This is a genomic window from Haloferax sp. AS1, from assembly GCF_014530665.1.
Lineage (GTDB): Archaea > Halobacteriota > Halobacteria > Halobacteriales > Haloferacaceae > Haloferax > Haloferax volcanii.
On record NZ_SPSA01000001.1, the window covers coordinates 94,842 to 112,652 of the forward strand.

General features: G+C 67.7%; 18 protein-coding genes. 10 read left to right on the top strand and 8 right to left on the bottom strand.

Annotated features, from left to right (window positions below; genetic code table 11):
* Positions 1–48: 48 nt before the first annotated feature.
* Both E4P24_RS00465 and E4P24_RS00470 read right to left on the bottom strand, forming a co-directional pair.
* Positions 49–1,770 (bottom strand): iron ABC transporter permease, encoded by a 1,722-nt coding sequence (locus tag E4P24_RS00465; protein WP_163488359.1) that lies wholly within the window; start codon positions 1,768–1,770, stop codon positions 49–51.
* Positions 1,771–1,779: 9 nt separating this feature from the next.
* Positions 1,780–2,916, bottom strand: a complete 1,137-nt coding sequence (locus E4P24_RS00470) for a thiamine ABC transporter substrate binding subunit (protein WP_115891802.1) — start codon at positions 2,914–2,916, stop codon at positions 1,780–1,782.
* A 130-nt stretch (positions 2,917–3,046) separates the two neighbouring features.
* On the opposite strand from E4P24_RS00470, the gene E4P24_RS00475 reads away from it, so the two are divergent.
* Positions 3,047–4,099, top strand: a complete 1,053-nt coding sequence (locus E4P24_RS00475; RefSeq protein WP_115801970.1) for an AI-2E family transporter — start codon at positions 3,047–3,049, stop codon at positions 4,097–4,099.
* A 9-nt stretch (positions 4,100–4,108) separates the two neighbouring features.
* On the opposite strand, the gene E4P24_RS00480 is transcribed toward E4P24_RS00475, so the two are convergent.
* Positions 4,109–4,885, bottom strand: coding sequence for a sulfurtransferase (locus E4P24_RS00480; protein ID WP_188147965.1), 777 nt, complete (start codon positions 4,883–4,885; stop codon positions 4,109–4,111).
* A gap of 251 nt (positions 4,886–5,136) precedes the next feature.
* On the opposite strand from E4P24_RS00480, the gene E4P24_RS00485 reads away from it, so the two are divergent.
* A complete protein-coding gene (locus tag E4P24_RS00485; RefSeq protein WP_004065861.1) occupies positions 5,137–5,997 on the top strand; it encodes a sulfurtransferase in 861 nt (286 codons plus the stop codon).
* Between the two features lie 58 nt (positions 5,998–6,055).
* Here E4P24_RS00485 and E4P24_RS00490 read toward each other — a convergent pair whose 3' ends face one another.
* On the bottom strand, positions 6,056–7,498 hold the full coding sequence (locus E4P24_RS00490; protein ID WP_188147966.1) for a short-chain fatty acid transporter: 1,443 nt from the start codon (positions 7,496–7,498) through the stop codon (positions 6,056–6,058).
* A gap of 182 nt (positions 7,499–7,680) precedes the next feature.
* Here E4P24_RS00490 and E4P24_RS00495 point away from each other — a divergent pair, with 182 nt between their 5' ends.
* The gene (locus E4P24_RS00495) at positions 7,681–8,280 is read left to right on the top strand and encodes a hypothetical protein (protein ID WP_049896172.1); all 600 of its coding nucleotides are present in this window, start codon (positions 7,681–7,683) and stop codon (positions 8,278–8,280) included.
* A 145-nt stretch (positions 8,281–8,425) separates the two neighbouring features.
* Here the strand turns inward: E4P24_RS00495 and E4P24_RS00500 are convergent, their stop codons facing one another.
* Entirely contained in the window at positions 8,426–8,695 is a 270-nt protein-coding gene (locus tag E4P24_RS00500; RefSeq protein WP_115801974.1) for a hypothetical protein, read from the bottom strand.
* 88 nt (positions 8,696–8,783) lie between these two features.
* On the opposite strand from E4P24_RS00500, the gene uvrB reads away from it, so the two are divergent.
* The 5 genes from uvrB to E4P24_RS00525 all read left to right on the top strand — a co-directional run bounded on the left by uvrB (position 8,784) and on the right by E4P24_RS00525 (position 13,307).
* Positions 8,784–10,880 carry an excinuclease ABC subunit UvrB gene (gene uvrB, locus E4P24_RS00505; RefSeq protein ID WP_188147967.1) on the top strand — a complete coding sequence of 699 codons (2,097 nt, stop codon included), beginning with the start codon at positions 8,784–8,786 and terminating at the stop codon, positions 10,878–10,880.
* A gap of 6 nt (positions 10,881–10,886) precedes the next feature.
* On the top strand, positions 10,887–11,306 hold the full coding sequence (locus tag E4P24_RS00510) for an NUDIX hydrolase (RefSeq protein WP_006600856.1): 420 nt from the start codon (positions 10,887–10,889) through the stop codon (positions 11,304–11,306).
* Positions 11,307–11,505: 199 nt separating this feature from the next.
* Positions 11,506–11,700 carry a hypothetical protein gene (locus E4P24_RS00515; protein WP_008605979.1) on the top strand — a complete coding sequence of 65 codons (195 nt, stop codon included), beginning with the start codon at positions 11,506–11,508 and terminating at the stop codon, positions 11,698–11,700.
* Positions 11,701–11,714: 14 nt separating this feature from the next.
* Positions 11,715–12,797 (top strand): sulfite exporter TauE/SafE family protein, encoded by a 1,083-nt coding sequence (locus E4P24_RS00520; RefSeq protein WP_004065846.1) that lies wholly within the window; start codon positions 11,715–11,717, stop codon positions 12,795–12,797.
* Between the two features lie 69 nt (positions 12,798–12,866).
* Positions 12,867–13,307 (top strand): universal stress protein, encoded by a 441-nt coding sequence (locus E4P24_RS00525; RefSeq protein WP_004065845.1) that lies wholly within the window; start codon positions 12,867–12,869, stop codon positions 13,305–13,307.
* Positions 13,308–13,334: 27 nt separating this feature from the next.
* Here the strand turns inward: E4P24_RS00525 and E4P24_RS00530 are convergent, their stop codons facing one another.
* The gene (locus E4P24_RS00530) at positions 13,335–13,829 is read right to left on the bottom strand and encodes an acyl-CoA thioesterase (protein WP_004045032.1); all 495 of its coding nucleotides are present in this window, start codon (positions 13,827–13,829) and stop codon (positions 13,335–13,337) included.
* Positions 13,830–14,279: 450 nt separating this feature from the next.
* Positions 14,280–15,485, bottom strand: a complete 1,206-nt coding sequence (locus E4P24_RS00535; protein WP_004065844.1) for an SPFH domain-containing protein — start codon at positions 15,483–15,485, stop codon at positions 14,280–14,282.
* A 100-nt stretch (positions 15,486–15,585) separates the two neighbouring features.
* Here E4P24_RS00535 and E4P24_RS00540 point away from each other — a divergent pair, with 100 nt between their 5' ends.
* Together E4P24_RS00540 and E4P24_RS00545 are read left to right on the top strand one after the other, a co-directional pair.
* Entirely contained in the window at positions 15,586–15,780 is a 195-nt protein-coding gene (locus tag E4P24_RS00540) for a hypothetical protein (RefSeq protein WP_004045037.1), read from the top strand.
* Between the two features lie 53 nt (positions 15,781–15,833).
* Positions 15,834–16,331, top strand: a complete 498-nt coding sequence (locus E4P24_RS00545) for a 2'-5' RNA ligase family protein (protein WP_188147968.1) — start codon at positions 15,834–15,836, stop codon at positions 16,329–16,331.
* Between the two features lie 53 nt (positions 16,332–16,384).
* Here the strand turns inward: E4P24_RS00545 and E4P24_RS00550 are convergent, their stop codons facing one another.
* Entirely contained in the window at positions 16,385–17,761 is a 1,377-nt protein-coding gene (locus E4P24_RS00550; RefSeq protein ID WP_115801977.1) for a cytochrome P450, read from the bottom strand.
* Positions 17,762–17,811 lie beyond the last annotated feature (50 nt).

The window sequence follows — 17,811 nt, forward strand, 5'->3', positions numbered from 1 at the left end:
CGAGTTTGGCTCGCTGCGGCCCGCTCTCGCTTCGCCCTCCGCGCTCCCTCATAGCTCGCCCCACCGGCCGCCGAAGCGGTCGACGACGAGGAAGCTGGCGGACGTGACGAGAAGCAGGAGACAGCCCATCGCCGTCGCGGGGCCGAGCCGTCGGCCGAGGAATCGCTCGACGGCGACGGGCATCGTGTAGCTTCCCGCGCCCTCCGCGAGGATGATGGTCGAGTCGAACTCGCCGATGCTGATGGCGACGGCGAACGCCGCGCCCGCGACGACGCCGGTCCAGACGAGCGGCAGTTCGATATCCACGAGCGCGCGGGTTCTGGTCGCGCCGAGCGAGCGCGCGGACTCCACGAGCCGGCCGTCGAGCCGGGCGAAAAGCGGCGCGACGTTCCGGGTGACGAAGGGGTACGCGCCGACGGCGTGGGCCGCGACGATGGCGAGCGCGCCGGTGACGCGGATTCGCGTGCCCAACACGTCGACGCCGAACACCAGCCCGCGGAGCAGGCCGAGGCCGACGACGATGCCCGAGACGGCGAACGGAGCCATCGAGAGCACGTCGATGAGGCCGCGCCCGCGGTACCGGCGGGTCGTGAGGACGGCCATCGTCACGCCCATCGGGACGGCCACGACGAGCGTCCCCGCGGCGAAGCCCAGCGAGTTCAGGATGGCCGGCAGGGGCTTGACCTGAAAGCTCGCGCCGGTCGCCTGCCGCTCGGCGAGGAAGGCGTAGTTGGCGAGGGTGAGGCCGCCGTCGCCGCCGGTGACGCTCGCCAGCACCATGCTGGCGACGGGGACGACGAACACCAGCCCGACGACGAGGGCGTAACCGGCGATGCCGACCGTCCGGAGCGTCGATTTCGGCGTCCAGTCGGCGGGAAGGACGGACCGACGGGGAAGCGGGTTCGCCGCGCCGCCGGCCGAGCGCTGGCTGGCCTCGTACCGGAGGTAGACTGCGGTCAGCGTAATCGAAACGGCCGTCTCGACGACCGCGAGGCTGGCGGCCTCGGCGTACGCGAGGTCCCGCACCCGCGAGTAGACGAACACCTCGATGGTCGCCAGTTGGAAGCCGCCGAGCGCGAGGACGATGGGGAACGACGCGAAGGTGAAGATGAACGTCAGGGTCGCGCCGACGCCGATAGACGGCAGGAGTTGCGGGAGGACCACGTCGCGGAAGGCCCGCCGCGGGTTCGCGCCGAGCGAGCGGGCGGTCTCGACGGTTCGGGCGTCCACGCTCTCCCACGCCGCGGTGACGACGCGGGCGACGAGCGGGGCGTTGTAGAACGCGTGGGCAACGACGATGGCTTCGAGCGTGAACAGCAGTTCGACCGGCGGGAGGCCGACGAGAGAGAGCGCGCGGTTCAGCGTCCCGTTGCGGCCGAACGTCGCCACGAAGCCGATGGCGACCATGATGGAGGGCATGACGAACGGGAGGATGGTGAGCGAGCGGAGCGTCTCGCGGCCGCGGAACTCGAAGCGGGCGAACAGCCACGCGGCGGGGAGGCCGAGCGCGAGGCTGGCGAGCGTCGAGTAGAACGCCTGTTTCGCCGTGAACCAGATGATGTCGACGAGGTAGAACTCGCTCGTCAGCACCGCCGCGATGGGCTCGACGGTGAGCCGGCCGTCGGCGAGGACGGCGTCCGCGAAGACGGTGGCGACGGGGTAGTAAAACAGGACCAGAAGGACGACGGCGGTGAGCGCCGCGACGAGGGTGAGCAGCCGCTGTTCGAGGGCGCGGGCGACCCGGCGAACCGAGGCCGAGGCGCGGCTCACCGGCTCACCTCACTTACTGGCGAACTCGCGGGCCCACGCGTCGGTCCAGTCACTCAGGTTGTTCTGAAGCCGGTCGTACGAGAACGTGACGGCTTCCGGCGGCTCTTGGGCGTACTGCGCGAAGTCCTCGGGGAGTTCGGAGGTGGTCGTCGCCGGGAACTGGACGTTGCGGACGGCGATTTCGGCCTGCACCTCGGGCCGGAGCATGAAGTCCATGAACTCGACCGCGAGGTCGGGGTTCGACGCGTCCGCGAAGGGGGCCATCCCCTCGGGGTTGGCGTACGCCTGGTCGTTCAGGAAGCGAATCTGGTGTCTCGCCATGTCCTCGCCGGACTCGGCGGCGAACACCTGGTCGGTCGAGTACGAGACGACCATCGGGGCCTCCCCGTTCGAGTAGGCGTTGTAGGAGTCCTCCCAGTTGCCGAGGACGCGCACGTCGTTTTCCTTCAGGCTCGCCCAGTAGTCGAGGTAGCCGTCTTCGCCCTTGGCGTCGATGGTGTGGAGCAGGAACGCCTGCCCCGTCGCCGACGACGTGGGGTTCTGCGCGAGGAGCGCGCCCGCGTACTCGGAGTCCAGCAGGCCGTCGAACGTCTCGGGGGCGACGAAGTCGCCGTCGCCGTAGGTCTCGTCGTAGACGAGCGAGATGTAGCCCGTGTCGTAGGGGACCGCTCGGCCCTGCGGGTCGAAGTTCAGCCCCTCCTTTACGTCGTCGATGCGGGACAGCCCCTCGGCGGGCGAAAACAGCGCCTCGTCGAGCTCCCGGTCGATGCGGACGAGCATCTGCGCGTCGAGGCCGACGTAGAGGTCCGCGCCGGACTCGACGCCCCGGAGGCCGCGCTCGATGTAGTAGTTCACGCCCGAGTCGGGCGTCTGCCACTCCAGCGTCGCGTCGAACTCCGACTCGAACGTCTCTTTCAGCCACGGGCCGGGGCTCGAACTCGGCGCGTCGACGAACGAGCCGTAGGTGCCGACGGTGAGCGTCCGCGACTCGCCGCCCGCGGTCGTCCCCTCGGTCGTCGCTGTCGTCTCGGTCGCGTCGCCCGAGGCCTCGGTCGTCGTCTGCTCGCCGCCGGTCCCGGTACAGCCGGCGAGGAGCGCGGAGACGCCTCCCGCCCCGGCGGCCCTGAGGAAGCTACGTCGTCTCATTACTCGGTTGTTGTACTCTGTGGTACTTAACGGGCGTGATGTTCGCGGGGCCGGGTAAACGGCCGAATCAGTCGGTTTCGAGGGTTGTCCCGGGAGAACGGCTTTACCGTCAGCGAGAGTATCACGGGCGATGACTGCTTCTCGCCCGTACGTCCTCGGCGGCGTGTTCGCCCTCTTTGCGCTCCTCGCGGCGGTCCTGCTCGTAGACGTGCTGGCGACGGTGTTTTTCGCCATCACCGTCGCCTACCTGCTCGTCCCGCTCAGGCGACGCCTCGAAGCGCGCGGGGCCTCCCGGTGGGTCGCCAGCCTCGCCGCCACCGTCGTCGCGGCGGTCGGCGTCGGCGTCGTGCTCGCGCCGCTCGTCGTCATCCTCTTTCTCCGCCTGAGCGACATCCTCGAACTCGCGGCGCTCCTCCCCGACGTGGTGACTATCGAGTTCCTCGGGATGGTCGAGACGGTGACGCTGGACGACGTGGTCGCGGTCGGTCTCGGGTTGCTCCGGTCGGTCGGCCGCACCGCCGCCACCGCCGCGCCCGTGGTCCTCATCAAACTCACGCTGTTCGGCTTCCTCGTGTTCGCGCTGCTCCTCAGTGGCGACGCGGTCGGGCGGACGCTCCTCGCGCTGGTCCCGGCCGACTACCGGGACGCGGCGACGGCGCTCAACGAGCGGGCTCGCGAGACGCTGTTCGCCATCTACGTCTTGCAGGCGGCGACCGCCGTCGGCACGTTCGCCATCGGTCTCGTCGTCTTCTGGGCGCTCGGCTACGACTACGTCGTCACGCTCGCGACAGTCGCGGCCGTCCTCCAGTTCATCCCCATCGTCGGCCCGAGCGTCCTGCTCGCGGCGATGGCCGCCTACCACGCCGCCGTCGGCGACTTCGTCGCCGCCGCGCTCGTCGTCGCTGTCGGCGGGTTCGCGGTCGCGTGGCTCCCGGACATCCTGATTCGTCCCCGACTCGCAAAAGAGACCGCCGACCTGCCGGGGAGCCTCTACTTCGTCGGCTTCGTCGGCGGCCTGCTCAGCCTCGGCCCGGTCGGCATCATCGCCGGCCCGCTCGTCGTCGCGCTCCTCGCGGAGTCGGTGGACCTGCTCGGCGCGGAGTTACGCGTCGACGACGTGGGCGGTGACGGCGACGAGCGCGACGAGTCCGCGGACGACTCGGTCGACCCGAGTCAGCCGTAACCTCGCTCGTCAGCCCTCGACGACCGCGCCGTCGCGCTCCTCCCACTCGGTGAGGCTGCCCTCGTAGAACGCCACGTCGTCGTAGCCGAGGTGCGAGAGCACGACGTAGGTGTGGCTGATGCGCCGGGCGGTGTTGCAGTAGAGGACGACCCGCCGGTCCGGGGTGACGCCCGCGGCGTCCAGAATCGCGTCGAGTTCGTCCCGCGGTTTCAGCCCGCGCGTCTCGTCGTCGACGAGTTCGCGCCAGTCGAGGTTGACCGCGCCGGGGAGGTGGCCCTCGTCGTACTCCGCGGGGTCGCGGGTGTCCACGATGACGGTCTCGGGGTCGTCGAGCGCGGCCTCGACGGCCTCGAAATCCACGAGCGGCGTCTCGGCCGGCTCGGTTATCTCGTAGACCGTTCCCGCGACCTCGCCCGCCTCCGTCGTCGTCTCGCGCTCGCGGTTCCACGCGCTGAAGTCGCCGTCGAGGAGGTGGAGTCGCTCGGGGTCGTGGCCGTAGAGGAGCGCGGTCACGAGAAATCGGGCCGCGAAGACGCCGTGGGTGTCGTCGTAGGCGACCACGTCGTCGTCGGCCGCGACGCCCGCGCCCGACAGGAGGTCGGTCCACGCGTCGCGGCCGGGAAGCATCCCCACGTCGCCGTCGGCGCTTCGGAAACTGTCGAACGGTATCGACACCGCACCGGGGAGGTGTCCGATGCCGTCGAACTCCCAGCCGTCGCGCACGTCCACCACGCGCACGTCGTCGAGTCGGTCCGCGAGCCACGTCGGAGAGACCACGTCTACCATGCCCCCACGTTTCCGGGCCGCGGGTTTAGGTCCGACCTTCTTCGCACCCCTCGCCCCGTGTCCGGGGTAGCGGATGTTGTTGCTGGTTCCGTTGGATACCGGCCTGATACCGTCCGAGACGGCCGTTCTCTGAATCCCTTTCGTCGTCTCTCGGGGCATACTCAGGATAATATTGCCGCATCACCCGAGGTCAGGCCGTACATGCCGTCGCTGTGAGAGTTATGGGCCTTCCTGTTGTACGGGGAAACGCGATGTCAAACTCCGATTACGCGAAGGACGTACTCGTCTCCGCGGACTGGGTGGAGAGCCACCTCGACGAGTTCCAGAGCGACGACGCGGCGTACCGACTCGTCGAAGTGGACGTGGACACCGAGGCGTACGACGAGAGTCACGCCCCCGGTGCCATCGGGTTCAACTGGGAGTCCCAACTGCAGGACCAGACGACCCGCGACGTGCTGACCAAGGAGGACTTCGAGGACCTCCTCGGTTCGCACGGTATCTCCGAGGACTCCACGGTCGTCCTCTACGGCGACAACTCCAACTGGTTCGCCGCCTACACTTACTGGCAGTTCAAGTACTACGGCCACGAGGACGTTCACCTCATGAACGGCGGCCGCGACTACTGGGTCGACAACGACTATCCGACGACCGACGAAGTCCCGTCCTTCCCGGAGCAAGACTACACCGCCAAGGGTCCCTTCGAGGACATCCGCGCGTACCGCGACGACGTCGAGAAGGCGGTCGACAAGGGCCTTCCCCTCGTCGACGTTCGCTCGCCCGAAGAGTTCTCCGGCGAGATTCTCGCGCCCCCGGGACTGCAGGAGACCGCCCAGCGCGGCGGCCACATCCCCGGCGCGAGCAACATCTCGTGGGCCGCGACCGTCAACGACGACGGCACCTTCAAGTCCGCCGACGAACTCCGCGACCTCTACGCGGACCAGGGCATCGAAGGCGACGAGTCCACCATCGCCTACTGCCGCATCGGCGAGCGCTCGTCCATCGCGTGGTTCGCCCTTCACGAACTCCTCGGCTACGAGAACGTCACCAACTACGACGGCTCGTGGACCGAGTGGGGCAACCTCGTCGGCGCGCCCGTCGAGAAGGGTAACTGAGCCGCCTCGGTTCGCTCTCAGTTCGATTCGAAACCGACCGTACGGTTCTTTTTGCGGCTTACATCGGGAGGACGCTGATGCCGACAGCGACGATGACGCCCGCGCCGAGAAGCACCATCACGCAGTAGCCCATGATGTCGCGGACCGACAGGCCGCTGATGGAGAGAAGCGGGATGGCCCAGAAGGGCTGAATCATGTTGGTCCACGCGTCGCCCCACGAGGCGGCGACGGCGACCCGCGGGATGGACTCGCCGGACGCCTTCGCGGCCGTGACGAGCGTCTCGCCGATGACCGCCCACTCGCCCCCGCCGGAGGGGACGAAGAAGTTCACGAGGCCGGCGGTGAAGAAGGCGAACGCCGGGAGCGTCCCGTCGGGCGCGACGGCGACCATGCCCTGTGCGATTTGCGTGGCGAGGCTGACCGAGCCCTCCGGCGCGTAGGCCATGATGCCCATGATGCCGGCGTAGAAGGGGAACTGGAGGATGATGCCCCAGACGTTCTCGACGGCCTCGACGATGGCCTCGATGTACGCCTTGGGCGTCCCGTGGAACAGCAGGCCGAGAAAGAGGAAGCCGAAGTTGACGATGTTCAGGTTGAGGTTGTTCCACGGCATCGTCCCGTTCTGGATGCCCTCGACGAAGTACAGGGCGACCGCGAGCAGGCCGACGAGGCCGATTGCCACGCCGATGCCGAGCGAGTGCTCGATGCGCGTCGCGAGCGAGGCGTCATCGGGGACGGTCGTGGAGGCCCATCCGCCCGTCGCCTGCTCGCCGCCGTCGGTCGCCGCCTCGAACTCCGCGGGGTCGATGGGCGTCTTCTTCGTCTCGTCGGTCGGGTACATGAGCGCGAACAGCGCCGGCAGGAAGAGGAAGCCGACCGCGACGACCAACACGAGGTTGGCGACCGTGAAGATGGTCCCGCCGGTGCCGAACGTCGCGTCGAGGATGCCCGCTTCGATGAGGAAGTTCCCCTCGGTGTTCAACAACAGCGGAATCGACCCCGCGAGGCCGCCGTGCCAGACGACGAAGCCGGAGTACGCGCCGGCGACGACGATGGGGAAGTCGATGCCGCGCATCTCGGTCGCTATCTTCCGGGCGAAAAGCGCCCCGACGACGAGGCCGAGACCCCAGTGGACGAACGACGCCGCGGCGGCGACGACCGGAACCATCGCGGCCGCGCCGCGCTCGGTGCTCGGGACGCCCGCGAGTCGCGTCAGGAGCCGGTCTACCGGCTTCGTCTGCGCGAGCGCGTAGCCCGTCATCAGGATGAGCGTCATCTGCATCCCGAACGAAAGCAGGTTCCAGAAGCCGCCGTACCAGCCGTCGACGAGGAGGTCTCCGGCGTGTCCGACGATGCCGGTCCCCTCGCCCGGCGCGACCGAGACCAGCGCCAGCGCGAACGCCACGCCCGTGAGGATGATGGCGAACAGGAACGCGTCGGGGAGGTACTGTTCGACCAGTTTCGAACTCCGCTCCGCCGCCTGCCTGATAGCGTTTGTCATAGTCCGGATTACTTCATGATAATACAATATATAATGTTTAATATTCGGGCGGATTCGGCTCGGTTGAATGTCACGAATCGGCGGCTCGTCGGCCCTCCCCGGTCGTCCCCCGTCCGTCGCGGACTCGCGCCGGACTCGCCGCCGCCGATGGGTACAAACCCGAGACGGACATACGGAACCGTATGACCGAACTCCTCGATACCCTCCGCGACGACCACGAGACGCCGCTTTCCCGACTCGGTTCCTCGAAGGCGCTGTACGCCGTCACCGGCGGCGAGATGGACGGCGACGCGGTCCGCGCGGCCGCCGCCGCCGAGGCCGCCGCCGCCGCCGACCTGTTCGACTGGTGGGCCGACGACGAACCGAACGACGAGGCCGCCGCGCTGTTTTCGGACCTCGCGGACACCGCCCGCGACCACGCCGAGGCCGTCGGCGCGGAACCCGACGGCTCGAAGCCGAACGTCTACGACGTGCTCGCCGAGTTCGAGACGACCGACGGCCGCCTCGGCGGCGCGCTCGCCCGCGCGCTCGTGTCGCTGAAGACCGTCGAGCAGATGGTCGGCTTCTTCGTCGGTGACGCGGACCCGATGGCCGCCAACGACTTCCGCACGCTCAAATCCGACCTCAACGACCAACTCGACACGCTCGAAGCCGCCGTCTCCGACCTCGTCGACGACGACGCCGTCGCCCGCGAGGCCGCCGACGCGGTGGTCGAAGCCGCCTACGACGAGTACGTCGAGACGCTCGAAGGCATGGGCGTCAAGCCGAAGAACGTCTGTTAAGCAATCACCTGTCTCCGCGCCGGGGCCGCCGTTGGCGACCCGCTCGGCGTGAAAATCCGTTTTCGTTCACCGCGCGCCGACAGCACCGACGCGCGGCGTATGTGAGTGAGTTCCAGTAGAAACGAGGGGGTATGTCCGCCGGTCGTCAGACGCCGGGGACGCCCTTGCGGTATTCGAGGACCTCGCTTCGGGCCTCGCGGACCGTCTCGGCCGCGTCGCCGTCGAGGGCCTCGGCGAGGTCGTGAAGGACCGTCATGTGCCGGGCGAGTCGCCCGTGGTCCGGCCCCTGCTCGCGCGTCGCCAGCGTCGCCAGCTGGTCGGACTGTTCGTAGAGTCGCTCCTGTACGTCGCCCTCGGTCGCCTCGGCGGCGTCCTTGAGCAGGTTGCTCGCGCGTTCGAGTTCGGCTCTCGTCATACGGGAACGTTCGATAGCCCGCCCCAAAACCGTTCCTCCGGCGACAAGCACCGCCTCGCTCAAGTACGCCGCGACCCAAGGACGGACAATGAGCGAGTCCGGTCCCCTGTCCGCCGACAGACCCGACGCAGACCGCGAATTCCGCGTCGACGCCCCCTTCGACCCCGCGGGCGACCAACCCGAGGCAATCGAGGCGCTGGCCCGCGGCTTCCGCGAGGGTGCCGACGTACAGACCCTGCTCGGTGTCACCGGCTCCGGCAAGACCAACACCGTCTCGTGGGTGGTCGAGGAGATTCAGAAGCCGACGCTCGTCCTCGCGCACAACAAGACGCTCGCCGCCCAGTTGTACGAGGAGTTCAAGGGCCTCTTTCCCGACAACGCGGTCGAGTACTTCGTCTCCTACTACGACTACTACCAGCCCGAGGCGTACATCGAACAGACCGACACCTACATCGACAAGGACATGTCGATAAACGAGGAAATCGACCGGCTCCGCCACTCCGCGACCCGGTCGCTTCTCACCCGCGACGACGTCATCGTCGTCGCCTCGGTGTCGGCCATCTACGGCCTCGGTGACCCGAAAAACTACACCGACATGTCCCTCCGGCTGGAGGTCGGCCAGGGGATGGACCGCGACGAACTGCTCCGCGCCCTCGTCGACCTCAACTACGAGCGCAACGACGTGGACTTCCGGCAGGGAACGTTCCGCGTCCGCGGCGACACCGTTGAGGTGTTCCCGATGTACGGCCGCTACGCCGTCCGCATCGAGTTCTGGGGCGACGAAATCGACCGCATGCTGAAGCTCGACCCGCTGGAGGGCGAGGTGAAGTCGTCGGAGCCGGCGGTGCTCGTCCACCCGGCGGAGCACTACTCCATCCCCGAAGAACAGCTCGAAGGCGCAATCTCGGAAATCGAGGAGCTGATGGAACAGCGGGTGAAGCACTTCCAGCGACAGGGCGACCTCGTGGCCGCCCAGCGCATCGAAGAGCGCACCACCTTCGACATCGAGATGCTCCGCGAGACGGGTCACTGCTCCGGCATCGAGAACTACTCGGTCCACCTCTCGGACCGCGAACCCGGCGACGCGCCCTACACGCTTCTGGACTACTTCCCCGACGACTTCCTCACCGTCATCGACGAGTCGCACGTCACGCTCCCGCAGATTAAGGGCCAGTACGCCGGCGACAAGTCCCGAAAGGACTCGCTTGTCGAAAACGGCTTCCGCCTGCCGACGGCCTACGACAACCGCCCGCTCACCTTCGAGGAGTTCGAAGAGACCGTCGGGCAGACGCTTTTCGTCTCCGCGACGCCCGGCGACTACGAGCGCGAGCACTCCGACCAAATCGTCGAGCAAATCGTCCGGCCGACCCACCTCGTGGACCCGAAAGTCGAGGTGACGGAGGCGACCGGGCAGGTCGACGACCTGATGGCCCGCATCGACGAGCGCATCGACCGCGACGAGCGCGTGCTGGTCACGACGCTCACGAAGCGGATGGCCGAGGACCTCACCGAGTACCTCGAAGAGGCCGGCGTCGACGTGGCCTACATGCACGACGAGACCGACACGCTCGAACGCCACGAACTCATCCGGTCGCTCCGCCTCGGCGACATCGACGTACTCGTCGGCATCAACCTCCTCCGCGAGGGCCTCGACATCCCCGAAGTCTCCTTGGTCGCTATCCTCGACGCCGACCAGCAGGGGTTCCTGCGCTCCGAGACCACGCTCGTCCAGACGATGGGCCGCGCCGCCCGCAACGTCAACGGCGAGGTCGTGCTCTACGCCGACGAGATGACCGACGCGATGGAGGCCGCCATCTCCGAGACGCAGCGCCGCCGCCGCATCCAACAGGAGTTCAACGAAGAACACGGCTACACGCCGACGACCATCGAAAAGGAGGTCGGGGAGACGAACCTGCCGGGGAGCAAGACCGACACCCGCGGCGTCTCCGGGGACGCCCCCGCCGACGCCGACGAAGCCGTCGAACAGATAGCCTTCCTCGAAGACCGGATGCAGGAGGCCGCCGACAACCTCGAGTTCGAACTCGCCGCCGACATCCGCGACCGCATCCAGACGCTCCGCCGCGAGTTCGACGTGGACGCGCTCGAAGACGGCGTCGCACCCGAGTACCCGGACGAACACGACGGCGACAGCGACGACGGCCTGACGCCGCCGGACGAGTTCTGACCGGCCGTGTCTCACCCCCCAACCCTGACGTTCGCGGCCGGCGGGCTTCTCCGCCGCGACGACGGCCGGCTCTGTCTCGTCCACCGGCCGCGCTACGACGACTGGTCGCTCCCGAAGGGGAAACTCGAACCCGGCGAGACGCTGGTCGAGACCGCCGTCAGAGAGGTCCGCGAGGAGACGAGATGCGAGGTCGATTGCGGCCGGTTCGCCGGCCGCTACGAGTACCGCGTCCCCGACGACGCGGAGACACAGAGCGGGCCGAAGGGCGTGTTCGTCTGGCACATGCGCGTCGTCGACGAGCACCAGTTCGAGCCCGACGCCGAGGTGGACGCGCGCCAGTGGGTTACCCCGGTCGAAGCCCTCCAACGGCTCACCTACGAGACCGAACGGGCGCTGGTCAGACGGGCGTTCGAACTCAACGAGTGAGCGCAGATTTTGGATAGAAACACATGTTACTGGTTTTTCGACGCGCGTCGGTGTGTGGTCCGTACCCAAATCAGTGGGTCGACATCAAGACTTATTACTCCGACTTCGCTATGCCCGTTCCACCGTGATCCGCACCTCGGCGGACGAGCCTGCAACCCACTCCGTTCACCACGCCTACCCCAACGGAGGTATTACCTGAATGGTCCGCGGATTCGAGCACTCCGTGCTCGACAGTTCGGGCGACCACCGCACGCCGGTCCTCCCGGTGTGCGACGCGGTCGCATCCTCGGGAGACGGTGAACGCGCGCGGGTCGGTGCCGCTGATGACTCGGCAAACGGGCTGTTTTCGACGCGTCACTCCACGCGAGTGCACGCGGACGCTACTGCGAACTGACAACAACGAGAACCATGAGCTCTCAGTCTCTCAGTCACGTTCAGAAGTCGTTCCTGAAGTACCAACACATCCTCGTGTTCATCGCTCCCCTGCTGTTCCTCGTCTCGGTGTTCACCATGGCACCGACGCCGTCGGGTGCAGGCATGGAGTACTGGCTCCAGTACTGGTGGCTGTTCCCGGTGTTCCTCACCGGCGCGACCATCGTGAACACGGTCGGCATCAGCGGGTCGGCGCTCTTCGTCCCGTTCCTCATCTTCATCTTCCCCATCTTCGCGCACCCGCTCGACTCGTCGACGCTGGTCAAGGTGGGCCTCATCAGCGAGGCGTTCGGCCTCTCCAGTTCGGCCGTCGCCTTCATCCAGTACGGTCTCGTCGACCGGCGGCTGGCGCTGACGCTCGTCGGCGGGTCGATTCCGTTCGTCGTCGGCGGCGCGCTCCTGTCGTTCGTCATCCCCGACGTGGTGTTCCACGCGCTGCTCGGCATCGCGCTGCTCGCCGCGTCGTACCTGCTTTTCAACGCCGACCTCGGCCACGAGGACCACGGCTCGTCGGACTCCGACCACGCCGCGGCCACCGACGGCGGCGTCTCCGCGAGCCTCCCCAACGACCCCGGTAAGCTCGGCCCCGCGGGCGTCAACACGGCCGACGACGGCACCGTCACCCGCGTCGACCGCGACGGTGACGACTACACCTACACCCGCGGCGGCTACCTGCGTCGCTTCGCCAATTACAGCGTCGGCGGGATGTTCCAGGGCCTCGCCGGCTTCGGTATCGGTGAACTCGGCATCATCTCGATGCTCGGCACGAAAGTCCCCGTCCGCGTCGCCATCGGCACGAACCACATCGTGGTCGCGCTGACCGCCATCTTGGCGTCGCTCGTCCACGTCTTCGGCGGCGGCCTCGTCGGCGGCCACTCGCTGAGCCTCGCGACGACGCCGTGGAACATGGTCGTCTTCACCGTCCCCGCGACGGTCCTCGGCGGCCAAATCGCGCCCTACGTGTCGAACGCGCTGGAGACCAGCGTCATCAAGAACTTCGTCGGCGTCCTCTTCGCCGTCATCTCGCTGGCGCTGTTCCTGATGGCGCTGGGTATCTAACGACTCACGACCACCCGAACCACCCCCACTGGCACCACTTTCACAGTCCTCGATTCTGAACTCCCACCCATGTACGACCACATCCTGCTTCCGACCGACGGCAGCGACGCGACCGACGCGACCATCGAACACGCGGCGACCCTCGCGGAGACCTACGGCGCGACGGTCCACGTGCTGTCGGTGGCCGATTCGCGCAATCGCTTCGAGTCGCCCTCGGCCGGCATCGCGCCGGACGTGTGGGAAAAATCCGAACTCGACCGCGCGGAGTCGGCGGCCGACGCCGCAATCGAGGCGCTCCCCGAGGGCGTCGAGACCGAACGCATCGTCGTGGAGGGCGTGCCGCACTCGACTATCGTCGACTACGCCGCCGACGGCGACATCGACCTCGTCGTGATGGCGACCCACGGCCGCACCGGTCTCGACCACTACCTCGTCGGCTCCGTCACCGAGCGCGTCGTCCGGCAGTCGGACGCGCCGGTGTTGACCGTCCGCGCGGCGGACGAAGAATAAACACCCGCGGCTCGCTCGCGGGCCGCGTTACTCGAACTCTTCTGCCAGCGCGGCGCGGTGCTCGCGGCGCTTCTGGAGCGCCGCGTCGCGCAGTTCGCGCTCCTCTTGGGAGTCGCAGACGAGGTCCGGGACCGGAACCGGCTTCTCGTCGTCGTCGAGCGCGACGAAGGTGAAAAAGGAGGTGAGCGTCTCGCGGCGGTCGCCCTCGCTCGGGCGCTCGGCGGTCACGTCCACCTTGATGTCCATGCTGGTGCGACCGGTGTCGAAGACGTACGCCTCGACGGTCACCACGTCGCCCACGTCGATGGGCGCGAGGAAGTCCACGTGGTCCATCGACGCCGTGACCACCTGCCGCTCGGCGAAGCGCCGCCCGGCGATGGCCCCGCAGACGTCCATCCACTCTAAAATCCGCCCGCCGAGGGCGCGTCCGAGGTTGTTCGTGTCGTTGGGCATCAGAATCTCGCTCATCTCGGCGCGAGACGCCGACAACGACCGCGTCTCGACCGACGATTGCTGTTGCATGCCACACCGTCAGAGTCGGACGTGGTTAAATTATTCTACCTCTTGAAAAATAGAAATAAAGGCGATTAATCGCTCGGGTTGTCGATTGGTCGGTGAACGCCCCGCACGTTTCAACAACCTAGACAATTAATAGTGTTTATTGCGTATCGAATGGTGTCTGCGCGAACCGCAGACCGGTGGTGGGACGCCGACGCCCGTCTCTCGTCCGCGTTCGGGAGGACGTTCCCGGAGGGTTCCGACTCTCGTTCGACCGGACGGGCGGGAAACAACCGCGACCCGAGAGTCGACGCACCGAGCCGCTCCCGTCTCACGTCCGCCTCGCGCCTCACCGAACCGCGACGGTCGGACGACGGGACTCGCGCCGGTCGCCCCCGCAGACCGGACACGACGCTGCACCGGGCCCCGGTGCGTCGGACGGGTCTCCGACTGATTCGCGCCTTCGATTTTCGCTCACTCGACGCGCTCAGCCTCGACGCCGCCGTCTTCGATTTCGATGTCGACCGCGTCCGCGGAGATATCGGCCGTCTCGACGCCGTCCAACTCCCCGAGTATCTCGCCGATGTCGTCGAGGCCGAGGAGTTCGCGGGTCTCCTCGTCGAACGCCTTGCTTTCGAGTCCCGCCGCCTGCTGTACGTCCGAGCCGGACAGCCCCTTGCCGTAGCGACCGAGCAGCGACGTGAGCTCCTGCGGCAGGACGTACGTCGTCGACGGCGAGGTGCCGATGTTCGCCAGCGTCTCCATGCCCTTGTCGATGATGGCGCGCTCGCCCATCGACTCCGCCGCGCGGGCCCGAAGCACCGTCGAGATGGCGTCGCCCTGCGCTTCGAGGATTTGCGACTGCTTTTCGCCCTGCGCGCGGATGATGTTCGACTGCTTGTCGCCCTCCGCCTTCTCGACGGCGGAGCGACGTTCACCCTGCGCTTCGAGAATCATGGCGCGGCGGCGGCGCTCGGCGGAGGTCTGCTGTTCCATCGCGTTCTCGACGTCCTTCGAGGGCTTCACCTCGCGGACCTCGACGGACTCCACGCGGACGCCCCACTCGTCGGTCGGCTCGTCGAGTTCCCGGCGGATGCGCGCGTTGATGTGGTCGCGGCGCGCCAGCGTGTCGTCGAGTTCCATGTCGCCGAGGGCGGCTCGGAGCGTCGTCTGGGCGAGCAGCGAGACGGCCCGGCGGTAGTTGTCGACTTGCAGGAAGGCGCGTTCGGGGTCCATCACGCGGATGTAGACCACCGCGTCGGCCGTGACCGGCGAGTTGTCCTCCGTGATGGCTTCTTGGGAGGGCACGTCGAGCGTCTGGGTCCGCATGTCGAAGCGGTAGGTCTTCGAGACGAACGGCGGGACGACGTTCAGCCCCGGTTCGAGGATGCCCTTGTAGTCCCCGAACACGGTGAGCGTCCGCTTTTCGTACGCCTGCACGATTTCGACCGCGTCGTACACCGCGGCGACGGCGAGCGCGAGGACGACGTAGCCCGCGAGCGTCAGCGGCGTGACGGGGAAGACGACCACCGCGAGGCCGAAGACGACCACCGCGACCGCGAGGGGGGCGAGCCACCGCGGGAGTCGGCCGGGGTCGCTGTCGACCCGCTCCGCGCCCGACGACGAAGACGACGAGGAGGACGCCGAGAGCTTCCCGAGCTGGTAGAACAGGCTGTCCATGGTGGAGAGTGACACCGAGACGGAATAAAGCTAGCCGGCTACTCACCTACCCACTCACCCGGCCACCAACTATTTGTCCGCGAACGCCTCACGCCCCGGTATGCGAACGAACCGCGGCCGAATCGACGTGGAGGACCTGCTGAAAATCATCCTCCTGCTCGTCCTCGTCTGGCTCGTCCTCGAAATCATCGGTGAGGTGCTCGGGCTGTTCGGTGCGCTGCTCGGCCCGCTCCAGCCGCTTTTGGGACTCGTCGTCGCGGCGCTCATCGTCCTCTGGCTGCTCGACCGAATCTGACGTTCCCGCGGCGACGACGATACGCCTTTGTGTCTCTCGCGTGAGACACGGGCGTGTACAGTCTGAACGTCCCGGTTCCGGGGCGGGTCGCCCGCCTCGCGTCCGACCTGTTTCCGTACCTCGCCCCGTTCGACCGGGTTCGCGACCGGCACACGCTCGTCTGCAAGCGGTTCGAAGACGCCGACCTCGACCGCCTCCGCGAACAGTTGCGGCGCGCGCTCGCCGGCCAACCGGCGTTCGAAGCCCGCGTCACTGACATCCGATTCTTCGAGGAGCCGCCCCGCGGAGCCGCGCCGGTCGTCTACCTCGCGGTCGACAGCCCCGGCCTTCTCGACCTCCACCGGACGCTCACCGACGAGTTCGGCGCTATCGAGGGAATCGAGGGCGACGACTACGTCCCGCACGTCACGCTCGCTCGCGGCGGCAGCGTCGCGGACGCCCGCGCGGTCGCGAGCCAACCGCTCGACTCCATCGAGTGGACCGTCTCGCAGCTCGATATCTACGACTCGTCGTTCCGCGAGACCACGGCCTCGATTTTGCTCCCGGCCTGACGGCGAGGGTTCGACCGGCGTCGGCGGTGCGCCCGTGTCCGCTGGTCGCGCCGTCAGTCGCGCGTCCGGAGCCGCATCCCCATCGGCTCCTCCGGGTGCATCGTCAGCGACCCGCGGAGCGAAAACGGCTCGTCGCGGACGTAATCGAGTTCGTACCGCTGGGCGACGGTGCCGAGGATGAGCCGCCCTTCGAGCAGCGAGAGGTGCTTGCCGATGCAGTGGCGCGGCCCGCCGCCGAACGGGAAGTACGCGAAGCGCGGGCGGTCGCCGGCCCGCTCGGGTGCCCAGCGGTCCGGGTCGAACTCCAACGGGTCGTCCCACCAGCGCTCCGAGCGGTGGACGACCCACTGCGGGAGCATGATGGCCGACCCCGCGGGGACGCGGTAGCCGCCGAGGCGAACGTCCACCTTCGGCTCGCGGAACATGACGTACACCGGTGGATACAGCCGCATCGCCTCGTTCAGCACGCGCTCTGTGTACTCCAGTTTTCGCACGTCCTCGAACGTCGGCGTCCGCCCGCCGAGCACCTCGTCCAGTTCGCGGTGGAGCTTCGCCTCCGCCTCGGGGTGTTGCGAGAGCAGATACCACGCGTACGTCAGCGTCAGCGCCGTCGTGTCGTGGCCCGCGAGGAGCATCGTCATTAGCTCGTCGCGGAGGTTCTTCTCGGTCTGTTCGCCCTCGTCGTAGGCGCGGAGCAGAATCGAAAGCAGGTCCATCGGCCGCTCCTCGCCCGTCGCGTCGGCCGGCACCGACGACGCCGGCGTCTCGCCGTACTCGGTCCCGCGGCGCTCCTCGACGATGTCCCAGACGAGCGATTCGAGTTCGGACAGCGCCCGCTTGTACTCGCGGTTCTCCCGCGTCGGTGCCCAGTCGGGCGTCAGGAACCGAAGCGGGTCGGGTTCGAACCGCGCGCCGAGCGGTTCGAGGTTCTCCTGTACCCGCCGGATGCGCTCGTCGTCGAGGTCGGTGCCGAACATGGCGTCGACGATTATCTCGACGGTCAGCCGCGCCATCTCCAGTTGCACGTCCACTACGTCGCCGTCGCCCCACGACGACAGCATCGACTCCGTCCGGTCGGTCATCATGCCGGCCATCGTCGAGATGCGCCGCACGTCGAACGCCGGCTGGGCGAGCTGGCGCTGTCTCTTCCACGTCGCGCCCTCGCTCATCAGCAGGCCGTCGCCCAGCAGGTCGCCGATGGCGCGGTCTTGGAACTGCGGCTTTCTGAACTTCGACGCCTCGCTCACGAGCACCGTCTCTACGTCCGCCGGGTTCGTGAGCATGTACGTGTCCAGCGGGCCGAGGTCGAAGTGGACCACGTCGCCGTAGGCGTCCGCGACGGCCGTCAGGAACGTAAACGGGTCGCGGGCGTACTGTCTGCTCGCGCCGAACAACGGGAGGCCCTTCGGGCCGGGAGGGGTCGCACTCATCACCCTGTGTTGGTTCGAACAGGTAAGAATCGCACGGCGGTCGCGACCGG

What these genes read in the sequence shown, in the direction of transcription:
- E4P24_RS00470 (WP_115891802.1), bottom strand. Translation starts at nt 2,916, where the DNA reads ATGAGACGACGTAGCTTCCTCAGGGCCGCCGGGGCGGGAGGCGTCTCC.
- E4P24_RS00475 (WP_115801970.1), top strand. Translation starts at nt 3,047, where the DNA reads ATGACTGCTTCTCGCCCGTACGTCCTCGGCGGCGTGTTCGCCCTCTTT.
- E4P24_RS00480 (WP_188147965.1), bottom strand. Translation starts at nt 4,885, where the DNA reads ATGGTAGACGTGGTCTCTCCGACGTGGCTCGCGGACCGACTCGACGAC.
- E4P24_RS00485 (WP_004065861.1), top strand. Translation starts at nt 5,137, where the DNA reads ATGTCAAACTCCGATTACGCGAAGGACGTACTCGTCTCCGCGGACTGG.
- E4P24_RS00490 (WP_188147966.1), bottom strand. Translation starts at nt 7,498, where the DNA reads ATGACAAACGCTATCAGGCAGGCGGCGGAGCGGAGTTCGAAACTGGTC.
- E4P24_RS00495 (WP_049896172.1), top strand. Translation starts at nt 7,681, where the DNA reads ATGACCGAACTCCTCGATACCCTCCGCGACGACCACGAGACGCCGCTT.
- E4P24_RS00500 (WP_115801974.1), bottom strand. Translation starts at nt 8,695, where the DNA reads ATGACGAGAGCCGAACTCGAACGCGCGAGCAACCTGCTCAAGGACGCC.
- uvrB (WP_188147967.1), top strand. Translation starts at nt 8,784, where the DNA reads ATGAGCGAGTCCGGTCCCCTGTCCGCCGACAGACCCGACGCAGACCGC.
- E4P24_RS00515 (WP_008605979.1), top strand. Translation starts at nt 11,506, where the DNA reads ATGGTCCGCGGATTCGAGCACTCCGTGCTCGACAGTTCGGGCGACCAC.
- E4P24_RS00520 (WP_004065846.1), top strand. Translation starts at nt 11,715, where the DNA reads ATGAGCTCTCAGTCTCTCAGTCACGTTCAGAAGTCGTTCCTGAAGTAC.
- E4P24_RS00525 (WP_004065845.1), top strand. Translation starts at nt 12,867, where the DNA reads ATGTACGACCACATCCTGCTTCCGACCGACGGCAGCGACGCGACCGAC.
- E4P24_RS00530 (WP_004045032.1), bottom strand. Translation starts at nt 13,829, where the DNA reads ATGCAACAGCAATCGTCGGTCGAGACGCGGTCGTTGTCGGCGTCTCGC.
- E4P24_RS00535 (WP_004065844.1), bottom strand. Translation starts at nt 15,485, where the DNA reads ATGGACAGCCTGTTCTACCAGCTCGGGAAGCTCTCGGCGTCCTCCTCG.
- E4P24_RS00540 (WP_004045037.1), top strand. Translation starts at nt 15,586, where the DNA reads ATGCGAACGAACCGCGGCCGAATCGACGTGGAGGACCTGCTGAAAATC.
- E4P24_RS00550 (WP_115801977.1), bottom strand. Translation starts at nt 17,761, where the DNA reads ATGAGTGCGACCCCTCCCGGCCCGAAGGGCCTCCCGTTGTTCGGCGCG.